Annotated in this window: 10 protein-coding genes; 3 read left to right on the forward strand and 7 right to left on the reverse strand. The window is 45.4% G+C overall.

All coding sequences use genetic code 11. The features are described 5' to 3' along the window. Window positions 1-64: 64 nt before the first annotated feature. Together clpB and HMPREF0999_RS11815 are read right to left on the reverse strand one after the other, a co-directional pair. Window positions 65-2,653 (reverse strand): ATP-dependent chaperone ClpB, encoded by a 2,589-nt coding sequence (gene clpB, locus HMPREF0999_RS11810; RefSeq protein ID WP_008780545.1) that lies wholly within the window; start codon window positions 2,651-2,653, stop codon window positions 65-67. A gap of 340 nt (window positions 2,654-2,993) precedes the next feature. Further along, window positions 2,994-3,626 (reverse strand): DUF4858 domain-containing protein, encoded by a 633-nt coding sequence (locus HMPREF0999_RS11815; protein WP_008778334.1) that lies wholly within the window; start codon window positions 3,624-3,626, stop codon window positions 2,994-2,996. A 151-nt stretch (window positions 3,627-3,777) separates the two neighbouring features. On the opposite strand from HMPREF0999_RS11815, the gene yaaA reads away from it, so the two are divergent. The 3 genes from yaaA to HMPREF0999_RS11830 all read left to right on the forward strand — a co-directional run bounded on the left by yaaA (window position 3,778) and on the right by HMPREF0999_RS11830 (window position 9,038). Further along, window positions 3,778-4,542 (forward strand): peroxide stress protein YaaA, encoded by a 765-nt coding sequence (gene yaaA, locus HMPREF0999_RS11820; protein WP_009275991.1) that lies wholly within the window; start codon window positions 3,778-3,780, stop codon window positions 4,540-4,542. Window positions 4,543-4,639: 97 nt separating this feature from the next. Further along, a complete protein-coding gene (locus HMPREF0999_RS11825) occupies window positions 4,640-5,710 on the forward strand; it encodes a 6-bladed beta-propeller (RefSeq protein WP_009275992.1) in 1,071 nt (356 codons plus the stop codon). Window positions 5,711-5,795: 85 nt separating this feature from the next. Beyond that, window positions 5,796-9,038, forward strand: coding sequence for a S41 family peptidase (locus HMPREF0999_RS11830; RefSeq protein WP_009275993.1), 3,243 nt, complete (start codon window positions 5,796-5,798; stop codon window positions 9,036-9,038). A gap of 90 nt (window positions 9,039-9,128) precedes the next feature. Here HMPREF0999_RS11830 and HMPREF0999_RS11835 read toward each other — a convergent pair whose 3' ends face one another. The 5 genes from HMPREF0999_RS11835 to HMPREF0999_RS11855 all read right to left on the reverse strand — a co-directional run bounded on the left by HMPREF0999_RS11835 (window position 9,129) and on the right by HMPREF0999_RS11855 (window position 14,731). Next, window positions 9,129-10,313, reverse strand: coding sequence for a glycosyltransferase family 87 protein (locus HMPREF0999_RS11835; protein ID WP_005856681.1), 1,185 nt, complete (start codon window positions 10,311-10,313; stop codon window positions 9,129-9,131). A gap of 141 nt (window positions 10,314-10,454) precedes the next feature. Further along, window positions 10,455-11,861, reverse strand: a complete 1,407-nt coding sequence (locus tag HMPREF0999_RS11840; RefSeq protein ID WP_005856679.1) for a DUF5723 family protein — start codon at window positions 11,859-11,861, stop codon at window positions 10,455-10,457. A gap of 36 nt (window positions 11,862-11,897) precedes the next feature. Beyond that, on the reverse strand, window positions 11,898-12,956 hold the full coding sequence (locus HMPREF0999_RS11845; RefSeq protein WP_009275994.1) for a DUF4621 domain-containing protein: 1,059 nt from the start codon (window positions 12,954-12,956) through the stop codon (window positions 11,898-11,900). A gap of 132 nt (window positions 12,957-13,088) precedes the next feature. Beyond that, window positions 13,089-13,853, reverse strand: coding sequence for a hypothetical protein (locus HMPREF0999_RS11850; RefSeq protein WP_005856675.1), 765 nt, complete (start codon window positions 13,851-13,853; stop codon window positions 13,089-13,091). A 146-nt stretch (window positions 13,854-13,999) separates the two neighbouring features. After that, window positions 14,000-14,731, reverse strand: coding sequence for a YebC/PmpR family DNA-binding transcriptional regulator (locus tag HMPREF0999_RS11855; protein WP_005856672.1), 732 nt, complete (start codon window positions 14,729-14,731; stop codon window positions 14,000-14,002). Window positions 14,732-14,759 lie beyond the last annotated feature (28 nt).

Consider the following 14,759-nt stretch of genomic DNA (forward strand, 5'->3'; position numbering starts at 1 on the left):
GGATCATTCCACCTTCATTATTTTATAGAAACTCCACGCTTAACGTCAAGCGTTCAAGTCTACTTTAGTTCTTAAATTCCAGCCCATCGTCTTTCCGATCGATCACGATCGGACGGTTACGGTCTACCGTTCCACCCAGCAAAGCCTTTGACAACTCGTTCAAGACATACTTCTGAATGACACGTTTTACCGGACGGGCACCGAATTGAGGATCGAAGCCCTTGTCGGCGATAAAGTCCACGGCCTCGTTCGTGAAGTCCAAGGCGACACCGTTCGTAGCCAACATCTTCTTCACGCTGTTCAACTGCAAGGATACGATCTTGCGAATCTCCTCCTCGTTCAGCGGAGTAAACATGATGATATCGTCGATACGGTTCAAGAACTCCGGACGGATCGTCTTCTTCAACAGTTCCAGTACTTGGATCTTCGTCTCGTCTACCACCTTGTCATGCGTGGCGGGTGTCATCTTCTCGAAGTTCTCACGGATCAAGGAAGAACCTAGGTTACTTGTCATGATAATGATCGTGTTCTTGAAGTTGACAACGCGGCCTTTGTTATCCGTCAGCCTTCCATCATCCAAGACTTGCAACAAGATGTTGAATACATCCGGATGCGCCTTTTCGATCTCATCAAACAAGACAACCGAGTAAGGTTTCCGGCGAATCGCCTCCGTCAACTGTCCACCCTCATCGTAACCCACATATCCCGGAGGCGCACCGATCAAACGAGTCGCGCTGAATTTCTCTTGATACTCACTCATATCGATACGGGTCATCATATTCTCGTCATCGAACAGATACTCGGCCAACGCCTTGGCCAACTCCGTCTTACCCACACCGGTAGTACCGAGGAAGATGAAAGAACCGATCGGTCGTTTCGGATCCTGTAAGCCGGCACGACTACGACGAACCGCATCGGCGATAGCGTTGATCGCCTCTTCCTGACCAATCACACGGGTATGAAGCTCGGACTCCAGACGTAATAACTTATCTTTCTCGCTCTGCATCATCTTGCTGACTGGAATTCCAGTCCAACGGGATACCACATCGGCGATATCGTCGCTATCCACTTCCTCCTTGATCATAGCTGCGGCACCTTGCATCGTCTTCAACTTAGCCTGTACCTCCCTGATCTCCTCTTCCTTTTGCTTGATCTTACCGTAACGGATCTCAGCGACCTTGCCGTAATCACCCTCACGCTCCGCCTTGTCAGCCTCAAACTTTAGGTTCTCGATATCGATCTTATTTTGCTGGATCTTATTGATCTGCTCCTTCTCGCTCTGCCACTGAGCCTTTTGCTTGGTCTCCTCCTCCTTCAAGTCGGCGATCTCCTTGTTCAGTTGCTCTAATTTCGACTTGTCGTTCTCACGCTTGATCGCCTCACGCTCGATCTCCAACTGTTTGATACGCCGGGAAACCTCATCCAACGACTCCGGTACGGAATCGATCTGCAAACGCAGACGGGCGGCGGCCTCATCCATCAAATCGATCGCCTTATCCGGCAAGAAACGATCCGTGATATAACGGGTAGACAACTGCACGGCGGAGATAATCGCATCATCCTTGATACGTACCTTATGGTGATTCTCGTATTTCTCCTTCAGACCACGAAGGATGGAGATCGTATCCAACTCACTCGGCTCGTCTACGATAACGGTCTGGAACCGACGCTCAAGCGCCTTATCCTTCTCAAAATACTTCTGATACTCATCCAACGTCGTGGCACCGATCGAACGTAGCTCACCACGAGCCAAGGCCGGTTTCAAGATGTTAGCTGCATCCATGGCGCCTTCGCCTTTACCGGCTCCTACCAAGGTATGGATCTCATCGATAAAGAGGATGATCTCACCCTCGGATTTCGTAACCTCGTTCACCACCGCTTTCAAACGTTCCTCGAACTCGCCTTTATATTTAGCTCCGGCGATCAACGCGCCCATATCCAACGAGAAGATCTGTTTAGACTTCAAGTTCTCGGGAACGTCACCCCGAACGATACGATGGGCCAACCCCTCAGCGATAGCAGTCTTACCTACACCCGGCTCACCGATCAAGATCGGATTGTTCTTCGTACGGCGGCTCAAGATCTGCAAGACACGGCGGATCTCCTCGTCACGTCCGATCACGGGGTCCAGTTTACCGCTACGGGCACGCTCGTTCAAATTGATGGCGTATTTTCCTAAGGCATCGTACGTCTCCTCGGCGGATTGGCTTGTCACCTTATTTCCTTTACGCAACTCCTCAATCGCTTGACGTAACTCTTTCTCTGTCACGCCGGCGTCTTTCAATATCTGTGAAGCGGTGCTCTTTTCCGTGAACAACGCCAAGATGATCGGCTCCAACGATACATATTGATCCCCCATTTTAGAGGAATAATCGATCGCCTTCTGTAAGACAGCGTTCGACTCGCTAGAGAGATAGGGTTCGCCTCCCGAAACCTTAGGATAAGATTCGATTTGGCGATCCAGTACCATATTCAGGTTTTGAGCGTTTACCCCTAATTTCTGAAAGATAAAATTAGTAACACTCTCACCCGTCATAATGACAGCTTTCAACAAGTGAACCGGTTCGATAACCTGTTGATTATTTTTGGTAACCAACTGTACGGCTTGTTGAACAGCCTCCTGCGCCTTGATTGTAAAATTGTTTAAATTCATATATTTAAGCTCCTTTCTTATATTCTTTTCTAATTTATTTTACACTTATATCTTTACAAAAGAAATACCAAAACGAAAATATGACATTTTGTCTTAATATTATAAAACAGAATAGAGAACTCCCCGTCAAACCGTCCATTTCGGATGTCATTAGGACGTATCTTTTCAGAAAGAACAAAAGAGAGAGAAAAAGGTTTTGATAGTAAACGCACAGTATCTAGGTAAAAACAGTCAATGTTCTCAAAAAAACACGTACGAGTTTTTCCGGAAACACGTACATGTTTTTTGAAATTCACGTACGTGTTTTTTTCGAGTGGTTATATCCTATAAATCCAACAATTTACGGATAGTCATTATAATACTTCCACGTATTCTCCCGTTTCCTGTTTCTCTTCTTATCACGGGCACTTTTCCAGAAAATAGTCTCTAGTAAATCCTCTGCGTCGAAATAGACTCTTATGGTAGCAAGTACCCCTCCCCTTCGCTGGCCATCCTTCACGACATCCGAGTATATATTAGTCAGTTTTACGTTGGCAGCCATAGGAACCTTACCTACCTTAAACTCTTTCCAATCCTGATTCTTAGGGAGCCTAATCGTGTGCGCTTGCTTCTGTATGGCCAATGAACGGGAAGGTGACTTAAAATTCAGCAGCATGAATAGGACTGGGGTAATCGAATCATAATTAGTCAACCTACGTAAAGTATCTAACTGTACATATTCCGAGAAGTCTTTCGTAATCGGCAACTCACTTGGTGAGGATAACATATGGGTTCCCGGTTGATCGGGTCGTAGAAAAGTCCCGCTTTCTATCGCCTTCTGAAACTCAGGATTCAAACGTATCTCCTCCTTGCCGGATAAAAATTCTTGCAGGCGCAAAGAATCCTGTTCCGTCCACTGCGCATGGGCCATCGTAGGTAGGATGAATACTATCAAAAGGAATATAGGTCGCATCTTCACGTCTCTCATCTTCATAATCCTCATTACATTTCTATCACCAAGACTCATTCCTCCATTAAATCCCCCATTCGAGTCGAGATACTTTAAGATTTATTGGGATGCTTATACCCTATTTGAATCTTAATATGGATTACCTTTATGCGATCAATCCAAATCCAATATAGATATGTTGATATTATTATCTCCGGCTAAGACAATGACCGGGACATCCAAGATAAAAGCGCCGCAAGGCACGACTCCACGTTTCCAGCAAGAGGCGAACGAGATCGCCCTGCATATGACCCAATTTCCCATTGACGAATTAAGTCGTATCCTCAAGCTCAGCCCGAAACTGGCGGCGGAATGTTACCGCAGATACCAAGATTTTCATGCGGAAGACAACCAGCCCTTGCAAGCGATACTCGCCTATACCGGTGTCGTATTCAAGAATATCAGCCCGAAAGACTTCACGGAGGAGGATTTTCTTTTCTCGCAAGAACATATGCGTTTCGTATCGGGATGCTACGGGTTACTTCGCCCATTAGACCTTATCAAGCCTTACCGGATGGAGTTCGACGTAAAAATCCCGGAACTAGGCGACGGGAATATGTACGCCTTCTGGAAGGACAGGCAAACAAATATATTAATCCATGACGTCCGACAGGGAGACGGAATCCTACTGAATCTAGCCAGCTTGGATATCCAACCCTCTTTCCAGTGGAAGGAGGTGGAGCGATCCGTCCGGATCATCACGCCCGAGTTCAAGATCTGGAAGAACGGCAAAGCGGAGACGATCGTGATCTATGCCAAGATGTGCAGGGGACAAATGAGCCGCTATCTCATAAAGAACCGGATTTCTGACCCGGAGGCATTAAAAGCATTCACATGGGAAGGCTTTTCCTATAAAGAATCCATGTCCGAGGGGGATAATTGGGTATTTCTACAAGAATAATTCTAGGCTTATCCAATAAAATCAGATGATCTACGTTTTATAAGAACAATTCGTAAAAATCATAAAAAGGTTTATCCTTCTTTAATTTAGCGGTGATATGAAAAGAACCTTTACATATTTATTACTACTTGTTCTATTGGCTTGCGGAAAGCAAGCCTATAACCTGTTAATCTCGAATGAATCGATCCGGAGCAACCCTACCGGAGCCTTGTCTGACATCGCGGATGAGGTAATCGCCATTCCATTACAGGACTCAGGGACGCATTCGATCAAGGAGGCCAAGTATATCCGTCAAGAGGGAGACAACCTATTCCTTATCAGCAATGAGACGCTTTACCGTTTCAATCGCAAGGGAGAATTTATCTGTCGCATCACCCATCCGGATGACATACGGGTAGCGGGGTATGTAGTGAACCCGGCCAACCAGCAGTTGATTGTACTTGGAAACACGGACGATATTTTCTATTACTCATTCAATGGTGATCTCCTTACCCGCAAGAAACTGAAATGCGACCTTCCGGAGAATAGGCATATGCTATCCATATCCATGCACAATAACCGGATATTTACCACCGAGGAATGTGTTCATGGGGATACGGCGGGGCAAACCGCCACGATTGAGAAACAGATTGTTGAATACGATTCCTCTTTCCATAAATTACAATCTCATACGATCCGTCCGGTCGATCTGGAACGTTCCGCATGCCCGATCGGTTGTCTCGCCCCGGAAGTAGCCGTGGAGCCCGGAAGCGGAACGGTTTATGCCTACGCCCCCTCCTATCAACCCGGGAACTTATTACGGGACACTTTATATATTAAGCAAAAGCGGCAAAGCCAAACCTTGGAGAACCTTGCCGGAAAGAATACACTTCCTTTGCTACCGATCCGCATGGGCAGCCGTTTCTGGGTATCTACATACTATAACGCAGAGGATGAGTCCAGAAATTACACCTTCTGTTATGATACGGAGAAGGAAGAATGCTGGCAGGTAAAAGAAGGATTAAAAGATAATTTTTATCAAACCGGTAATGTGCGACGAATGGACCCTATCGATCCCTATTGCCATTCCTATTGTTTCAGCAAATCCGGAGAGGATCTGCGAAATACTTTCCCCGCACAGGCCCAAGGGGAAAGCCTCGTGTTATTTATAGTGAAATTGAAAGGGTAAATCCAGTTAATATTTCAATAGAGAGCAGACTGATGGGTACAAAATAATATGTATCTTCGTACCATTCTAAAAAAGCATTAAGTACATGAAAAAACTTTTAACCTGCATTGCCATGGGCTTTGCGACTACCAGCTACGCTGTACCCCCTTTGTGGATGCGTGATGTACAAATTTCTCCTGATGGAACAGAGATAGCGTTTTGTTACAAAGGAGATATCTATAAAGTACCGGCCAAAGGAGGAACAGCGACACAACTTACCACCCAAGCATCGTATGAATGCACGCCAATCTGGTCTCCGGACGGAAAACAAATCGCTTTCGCCAGCGATCGTAACGGCAATTTCGATTTATTCGTAATGCCCTCCAACGGTGGAACGGCACAGTGCCTCACCACTCATTCCGCCTCCGAGATTCCATCGGCCTTTACTCCCGACGGCAAATACGTACTCTTCTCCGCATCCATACAAGATCCGGCACAGAGCGCCTTATTCCCGACCTCGGCCATGACGGAACTCTATAAAGTGCCGGTTGGTGGCGGACGCACGGAGCAAGTATTGGGAACACCCGCCGAGATGGTTTGCTTCGATAAATCCGGAAAGACATTCTTATACCAAGATCGTAAGGGCTTCGAGGATGAATGGCGTAAACATCATACCTCATCCGTTACCCGGGATATATGGATGTACGATACGCAAACAGGAAAACATACCAATTTGACTGACCATGCGGGAGAAGACCGGAACGCCGTATTTACCCCGGATGGACAGACGGTTTACTTTCTGAGCGAACGCAACGGAGGGTCTTTCAATGTATATTCATTCCCTCTCAACACCCCACAATCTATAACGGCGGTTACTAAGTTCAAGACACATCCCGTACGTTTCCTCTCTACAGGTAGCGACCAGACATTGTGCTACACATACGATGGCGAGATCTATACACAACGTCCGGGAAGCAATCCGCAGAAAGTACGGATCGACTTGATACGTGACGATCAAGAGCAAATCGCCGATCTGAATTCCAGCAAAGGAGCAACCTCCGCTACCGTATCCCCCGATGGCAAGCAGATCGCCTTCACCCTAAGAGGTGAGGTATTCGTCACCTCGGCCGATTACAACACGACCAAGCAAATCACCCATACCCCGGCCGCCGAAACAGGCATATGCTTCTCGCCGGATAACCGTACCTTGGCTTATGCCAGCGAGCGTGGTGGTAATTGGCAACTTTACTTGGCTAAGATCGCACGTAAGGAAGAAGCCAATTTCCCGAACGCAACGATTATCGAAGAGGAAGTTCTCTTACCTTCTAAGACCGTAGAGCGTAATTATCCTCAATTCTCACCGGATGGTAAGGAACTCGCTTTCATAGAAGATCGTATGCGGTTGATGGTAGTCAACCTTGAGACGAAGAAAGTACGCCAAGTCACGGATGGCTCCACATGGTATAGCACAGCCGGTGGTTTCGATTACTCATGGTCGCCGGACGGTAAATGGTTCACGCTCCGGTTTATCGGAAACAAGCACGATCCTTATTCGGATATCGGCTTGGTTAGCGCACAAGGCGGAGAGATCACCAACCTGACCAATAGCGGTTACACCAGCACCTCCCCGCAATGGGTACTGGATGGAAACGCCATCTTATTCACCACCGAGCGTTACGGAATGCGTGCGCATGCCTCATGGGGTTCCTTGAATGATGCCATGCTGGTATTCATGAATCAAGACGCTTATGATAAATTCCGCTTGAGCAAAGAGGATTATGAGTTGCAAAAGGAACTGGAAAAGGAGCAGAAAGAGGTAACCGGGGACAAAACCGGCGACAAGAAAAAAGAAGATAAAGCCGATGGAAAGAAAGACGAAAAGCCCAAGGATATCGTAGTGGAACTGAAAGGCATCCAAGATCGTATCCTACGTCTTACTCCTAATTCCTCCGAAATGGGTAGCGCCGTCATCTCGAAGAATGGCGAGACTTTATATTATTTCTCGGCTTTCGAAGATAAATACGACCTGTGGAAAATGGACTTGCGCAAGAAAGAGACCAAGTTACTCCACAAGATGAATACCGGATGGGCGAACATGGAAATGGATAAGGAAGGTAAAAACCTGTTCTTGCTGGGTAGCAACTCCATGCAAAAGATGGATATGGGATCGGAGAAACTAACGCCGATCAATTACCAAGCAAACTTGAAAATGGACTTGGCCGCCGAACGTGAGTATATGTTCGACCATGTCTATAAACAAGAGCAAAAACGGTTCTACAACGTGAATATGCACGGCGTAAATTGGGACGCTATGACCGCCGCCTACCGTAAATTCCTGCCACATATTAATAATAACTATGACTTCGCGGAGTTGCTAAGCGAATATCTGGGAGAACTCAACGTCTCTCACACCGGAGGACGCTTCCGTCCGCGAACAAGCGGCAATGTTACCGCCAACCTAGGCCTACTTTTCGATTGGAACCATAGCGGCAAAGGTCTATTGATCGCCGAGGTAGTGGAAAAAGGCCCGTTCGATCACGCACGTTCCAAAGTGAAAGCCGGTACCATCATGGAGAAAATAGACGGACAGGAAATAACCCCGGATATGGATTACTCCAAGCTATTAAACAATAAGGCCAAAAAGAAGACCTTAGTTTCCCTCTACGATCCACAAACCAAGGAACGCTGGGAAGAGGTAGTCTTGCCTATCAGTAACGGTGAGTTAAATAACTTGCTTTATACCCGCTGGGTGAAACAACGTGCCGCCGACGTGGATAAATGGTCGAACGGACGATTGGGATACGTCCATATCCAATCCATGGGAGATCCTAGTTTCCGCTCTGTCTACTCCGATATCCTAGGTAAATATAACGACCGGGAGGGAATCGTCATTGACACCCGCTTTAATGGTGGTGGGCGCTTGCACGAGGATATCGAGATCTTGTTCAGCGGAGAGAAATACCTCACCCAAGTGACACGTGGCCGAGAGGCTTGCGATATGCCTAGCCGCCGCTGGAATAAACCTTCCATCATGTTGCAATGCGAGGCTAATTATAGTAACGCACATGGAACCCCGTGGGTTTATAAGCACCAACAGATCGGACGTCTGGTAGGTATGCCCGTACCGGGAACAATGACTACCGTCTCTTGGGAAACCCTGCAAGATCCGACGCTGATATTCGGCACACCTATTACCGGTTATCGCCTGTCGGACGGTAGTTACTTAGAGAACACACAGCTGGAACCGGATGTTAAAGTCGCTAATTCTCCGGAAACTGTTGTCAAAGGGGAAGATACGCAATTGAGAACAGCGGTACAAGAATTACTGAAAGAGATCGATAAAAAGTAGTTTAAAACGAGACTACTCTCATCGCTTGTCGGGAGTAGTCTCGTTTTATTATGTAACCTTCTATTAAAAAACAGGCGATATTCACTCTGCCTAAGTCGTGATATGCTTATAGGGAGAATGACTAAAATCCAAGAAACACATCTCATAGCAAATGGTCAGCCACACCACAATGCAAGGCCAAGCTTTTATCACATACGGACGGATCAGTCCATTCCGGACAATAGATGGAACCAGCTCTGTAGTGGATAAGCCAACAATCACCAAGGTAGCTATCCAAAGCCAATAAGTATATTTCTTATGGGGCGATACACTGCATATATACCAGATAGCGACTCCTATCATCGCTATGATATATCCACTCGCCTCGCTTCCCGTACTGAATAATACGACAAATAATAAAACATTAGCCAACAACATAAAGCGAAAAGCCGGATATTTATATTGAGAGATCCTTAAATATGGAATGCAGAATAAAATCAAGCCCGGTATGATAAGCCACATATCGCTATACTCCGCATTCCCGGATATCTTTCGAACCACTCCTAATAATGATATATTTTGTGGATCAGCGAACATATTCAACATATTTTTCACCTTCAATCGCTCAAACCAATCTATATACTGAGAGATCACATACTCAAACCCCGGTGTATAAAGCACCGGGATCACAAAGCAAACCAATCCCCAGAAAAGACAAGAGGCTAATAACCTCACTTTCTGCCTTGAGAAGAAAAAGAACGCCAATCCCACGATCGGATAGATCTTGATAAATGTTCCGAGCATAATAATGCCTGCCGCCCAGAAATCCTTTTTCTCCAGTATCAAGACAAACGATAATAAGATAAAGGCCGCTACTGATATATTGAATTGCTGTACTCCTTGAGCCGTCATCAACTCACAATACGAATACCAATAAATAATGATTTTTTGGGTACTCGACAATGGCAATCGGCTAATCGCATAAAACAATAGGGCGGTATTACCCGCTATCCATAAGATTATACCCAACCATTCCGGTAACAGGGCGAAAGGAGCTATGATAAGACTAAATAAGATTCCATAATGATTTGAATCATAATATTCCGGATAATGATCCCCATATAAGGTTAACCCCTCGATAGCATGCCAATAGACTCCTTCAAATATCTTATAATTATTATATTTTCCAATCAACAACTTGACAATAGCAAAAATAACACCGGTTAGCATCCATACCCCGAATACAGTCCGGGGCTCTCTCCATACCGGATGGGTGGCTAAAGTCTTTAATCTCATATCCAATTTCTTCCTTTCAATCAGTCCACAAAGATAAAAAACCTAATAAAACGAGCCTAATAAAAAAGAAAAGACTGTCTGGGTATATAACCCGGACAGCCTTTTCCTTTATGATACAGACTCTATTCTGAGTATTCCCTATTAATTAGCGAATGATTTCAAAGGAACACTTACTCCCATGTAAAGATTCATGGCGTTACCGCTTACCGGTAAGCATTGTGGAGTTACCTTTGTCAACATATAATCCGATCCAATAAAGAAATTGATCCAAGACGGTGAGAAATTCAAGGCGATACCATACGTCTTGAACTTACTATGGATAAATGAGTAGCTCAGCGTAGCCTCAAACCATTTCACCGGACGGTAATTACCGGACAATGTCAGTTCCGTATAGGCTTTCGGGGAATAAAGACGAGTGCTTGACAATAAGCCGATACCTAACTTGTTTTCCAGCAAACGGTACTCGCCACCGATATTGATTGTCGAACGAAGACGGGTAGTGCTTCCGGACTCACCCTCTTTCTTGAAATGAAGCAAGTTCTCGAAATCTTCCTTGATAGCGTCAAACTGATCGCCCATGCTCGGTATATCACCGTTATTCTCGCCGATAGCCAGATCAAAGCCGTTAAAGTCGAAAGTTCCATCCAACTTACCTACCGTGCTCCCTCCTTTGCTCCAACTGATAAAACCTAAATCAAGGACAGCGGCGGACAACATGATATTCTCGGTCAATTGGTACGTAGCACCCAAGTCCACTCCCATACCGAAACCGCTAAGACCCGGAGAATCGAAATCAAAGCTATTATAATAATCACGGCCTTGCTCGTCTACTTCCATTTCCGGGACCAAGCCTTTCATATTCGTCTGCAAGGTACCGGTAGAGGTAACTTTCCAGCTAGTCTCTCCCATCTCAGCATGCATCTGATCGATCGTAGCGTCCATAGAACCTACGCCCCATAACAATTTAACCTTACCTCCGACTGTCAACTTATCCGTGATAGGACGAGAATATCCTACACCTGTCTCCAAATAAGCCTCGGCGTACGCCCTGATATTACGAATATCATAGGTACTCTGAGATCCATTACCCTTTTTCATGAACTCGAACAATGTCTTCGGAGCACGAATATTCGCCAAGCCCTTGATAGAAACATCAACCGTCCAGAATCCCTTGCCGGCGTACCAGCCACCGGATAGAACCTGCGTGCCAAAATCCATATTTACCTGATTCTCATCCTTCAAGCCATTCAGGAAAGACTCGGTATTCACGGAGTTATCCATGAACGTAACGGTCTCACCATTCTTCGGATAAATAAAATTATCCACAGCTATTCCGTTCGTACCATACGAAGCGCCAACCGCACCTAATACCGGAATGGAGACATAGCCTCTCTCGGGACGATACGCCGGATTCATCGTCGTGCGTGCCGTAGAAGATTGCATGAAGTAAGAAGTTCGTATTTGCTGGGCGGATACCGACATTCCCACAGTGGTCAATAAACATAAAGCACACAGACCTCTCTTATACATATTATATATAGTATTCATCTTTCTTTTTCGTAATTTAAATGGTTAGTACTGGGATCAAATGGAGATACCACCTTCTTTCTTAAGTTTCAAGTTGAAGGTCGTTTTCTGGCCTTTCTTCAAAGCCTCGCCTTGATCTCTACCCGTTAAATGTAAATTTAGGTCTATATGACGTGCATCCTTCATTTTCGGCATATCCTCCTTCGTGATCTCGAAGATAACCTCTCCAGATTGTCCTTTTACCTCTTGTGCCGGGAATTGGATATCTACCGGTACATTGTTCTCATCCATGATCACCATCTCGATAGACATATCGAACGGCATCTCGTTCGTAACCTCTCCATAGATCCTCGCGCTTCCGTCCGAGAAAATATAGTCTACGAAATCCTCATCAAAAGCGTCCTCGATCCGCTCGACGGATACGGCGCTAAATTCCGGTGCCGGAGTCAACGGAAGCTCTACCGCATAACGTAACTCACTCAAGGCATCCGCAGGAGCGTTCGCCCATTGTTTGCTATCAGCGGACAAAGACAAATGTATTTTTTGAGGAACAATCTGTACGATTCCCGGTAACTTCTCGTTCTTGACAAACTTAAAAGCATCCGTCTTCGGATCAAGAGGGCCGATCCAAATATTAGGAGACACCGTTGACAAGGTAAAATCAGAGGAAGTAGCCTCCTTTTTACTTGTGTTCTCAGCCTCGATAGACAAGCTACAATCCAAAGAGGCATTCTTTACATTCGACTTTAATGTAATATGGGGATTCGTTAACGCCAAAACGAAATCGCCATCAAACAAACCATCGATATCCCCAGTCGTTATATCTTCCGAGGCGATCTCCACTTTACCAGAGGCGGCCCGTAAGCTTTTCCCCTTAATCTTCATCTCTCCATCATAGATCATGACGTAAGCCCCGTCGACTTCCCGAATGGAAGGGACTTTCTCTACATTCACAACGTCATCCGACGTTACATAACCCGTACCGAGGGGAGCTACCCAAGACTCACCCATTACCGCATCGTCCGTATTGACATCGCTTAAATCATACTTACTATCCACACATGCCGCTAAACAGCAAGATGATAGCAATAGCATCACTAAATGTTTGTTTTTCATATAAAGTTATTTTTATCAAAATTATGACCCTAACAGCGCGCAAAAATAAACAAAATAAATGAAAGTTTAGCCATAAAAAAAGAGTGGCATCGTATTATTAACGCCACTCTTAGCTTATACTATCTTTGACAATCAAAATATTCTTCCGCAAATACGAATCTTCATGACCGGATAAACCGTTAGCTTGTCCATGATCTTCGTAAAGGTATCATCCTCGTCTATCTCATTCAACAAGTCCTTTACATCCCCTGAATCCGTATACACCTCCGGTTTGCCATGGAATTGCACACCCAGCTCAAACATCACGCCAACCCGTTTCTTAGGAACCGCACGACCGAATCCAAGACCTAGATAAGGACGAAAACCGGACACTTTCAATCCACCGGATACATTACCGTTATTATCCACCGGAATCGTATAATCACCGATAACTATGCCCGCACTTTCTCCTTGGGCGATCAGGTCTTTCAGCTTATCACTATGCCCTTCTATCTTCACCAAGGAAGAACCACCGAAATAGGCGCCGGCCGCAACGAAGAACGAAGAAGCGTGAGGAAACGGGTAAACATTCACCAACAACTGTCCGGAAGTACGTTTCAAGCTACCTTTGACATCCATGGAGTATGTATCATTATACACACCCGCTCGCGGATCGTTAACATCTACATCCACGTCCGTATTAATGCTGAAACCCGGCATAAAGGTAAGACCACCTCTCAACGCCAGATAAGGCGTAATAGGAGTAGCGACCTCCACATCTACACCCGTCAAACCAACACCCACTCCTGCCGAAACAGAATTGAAAATCCCTAACTCCTTTTGAGCTGAGATAAAATTACACGTCGCAAACATGCTCACGAACGCACAAAGAAGAAATAGTCTTTTCATTTTCACCATATAAGTTAAATTGTTATTCACCCTAGACTCACAAAAATAAATAAAAAACATGAAACATTCGTTGTAAAAAAGAAAAAGCGACATCGAATTTGCCTCGATGTCGCTTTTTTACGGATAAAGTATACTATTTTACGTATAAGCGTACGTTATTCCTCCTCAGAATCGTCTTCCTTCATATTATGGAATACGTTTTGAACGTCTTCGTCTTCCTCTAATTTCTCGATAATCTTCTCGATAGACTCACGCTGTTCCGGAGTAACCTCCTTCAAATCGTTCGGAATACGTACGAACTCACTACTCAAGATCTCGAAACCATTCTCCTCCAAATATTTCTGGATCGCCGAATTCTGCGCGAACTCACCATAAAGAACAACCTCGTCCTCGTCTTCCTCAACCTCATCTACACCGAAGTCGATCAACTCCAACTCTAGGTCTTCTAAAGAAAGATCCTCTTTTTTAGCGATATGGAATACGCATTTATGATCGAACAAGAACTCCAAGCTACCGGATGTTCCCAGAGAACCACCGTTCTTATTGAAATAACTACGAACGTTGGCTACCGTACGAGTCGTATTATCCGTAGCGGTCTCAACGAAGATAGCGATACCGAAAGGACCATATCCCTCATAGTTCATCTCCTTATAATCCGTGAAATCCTTGGATACGGCACGTTTAATGGCACGCTCCACGTTCTCCTTCGGCATATTCTCCTTTTTGGCGTTCTGCATCAACACACGTAAACGAGGATTATTCTCGGGCTCCGGCCCACCTTGTTTTGCCGCAATCGTGATTTCCTTACCTAACTTCGTGAATACACGGGCCATATTGCCCCAACGCTTAAACTTTCTCGCTTTACGAAACTCAAACGCTCTTCCCATATGTTTATCAGTTTATCTTTATTTTATG

Source organism: Parabacteroides sp. D25 (assembly GCF_000307475.1).
GTDB lineage: Bacteria > Bacteroidota > Bacteroidia > Bacteroidales > Tannerellaceae > Parabacteroides > Parabacteroides distasonis.

Bases quoted from the DNA above. Each gene is read 5' to 3' on its own strand.
- clpB (WP_008780545.1), bottom strand. From the start codon at position 2,653: ATGAATTTAAACAATTTTACAATCAAGGCGCAGGAGGCTGTTCAACAA.
- HMPREF0999_RS11815 (WP_008778334.1), bottom strand. From the start codon at position 3,626: ATGAAGATGAGAGACGTGAAGATGCGACCTATATTCCTTTTGATAGTA.
- yaaA (WP_009275991.1), top strand. From the start codon at position 3,778: ATGTTGATATTATTATCTCCGGCTAAGACAATGACCGGGACATCCAAG.
- HMPREF0999_RS11825 (WP_009275992.1), top strand. From the start codon at position 4,640: ATGAAAAGAACCTTTACATATTTATTACTACTTGTTCTATTGGCTTGC.
- HMPREF0999_RS11830 (WP_009275993.1), top strand. From the start codon at position 5,796: ATGAAAAAACTTTTAACCTGCATTGCCATGGGCTTTGCGACTACCAGC.
- HMPREF0999_RS11835 (WP_005856681.1), bottom strand. From the start codon at position 10,313: ATGAGATTAAAGACTTTAGCCACCCATCCGGTATGGAGAGAGCCCCGG.
- HMPREF0999_RS11840 (WP_005856679.1), bottom strand. From the start codon at position 11,861: ATGAATACTATATATAATATGTATAAGAGAGGTCTGTGTGCTTTATGT.
- HMPREF0999_RS11845 (WP_009275994.1), bottom strand. From the start codon at position 12,956: ATGAAAAACAAACATTTAGTGATGCTATTGCTATCATCTTGCTGTTTA.
- HMPREF0999_RS11850 (WP_005856675.1), bottom strand. From the start codon at position 13,853: ATGGTGAAAATGAAAAGACTATTTCTTCTTTGTGCGTTCGTGAGCATG.
- HMPREF0999_RS11855 (WP_005856672.1), bottom strand. From the start codon at position 14,731: ATGGGAAGAGCGTTTGAGTTTCGTAAAGCGAGAAAGTTTAAGCGTTGG.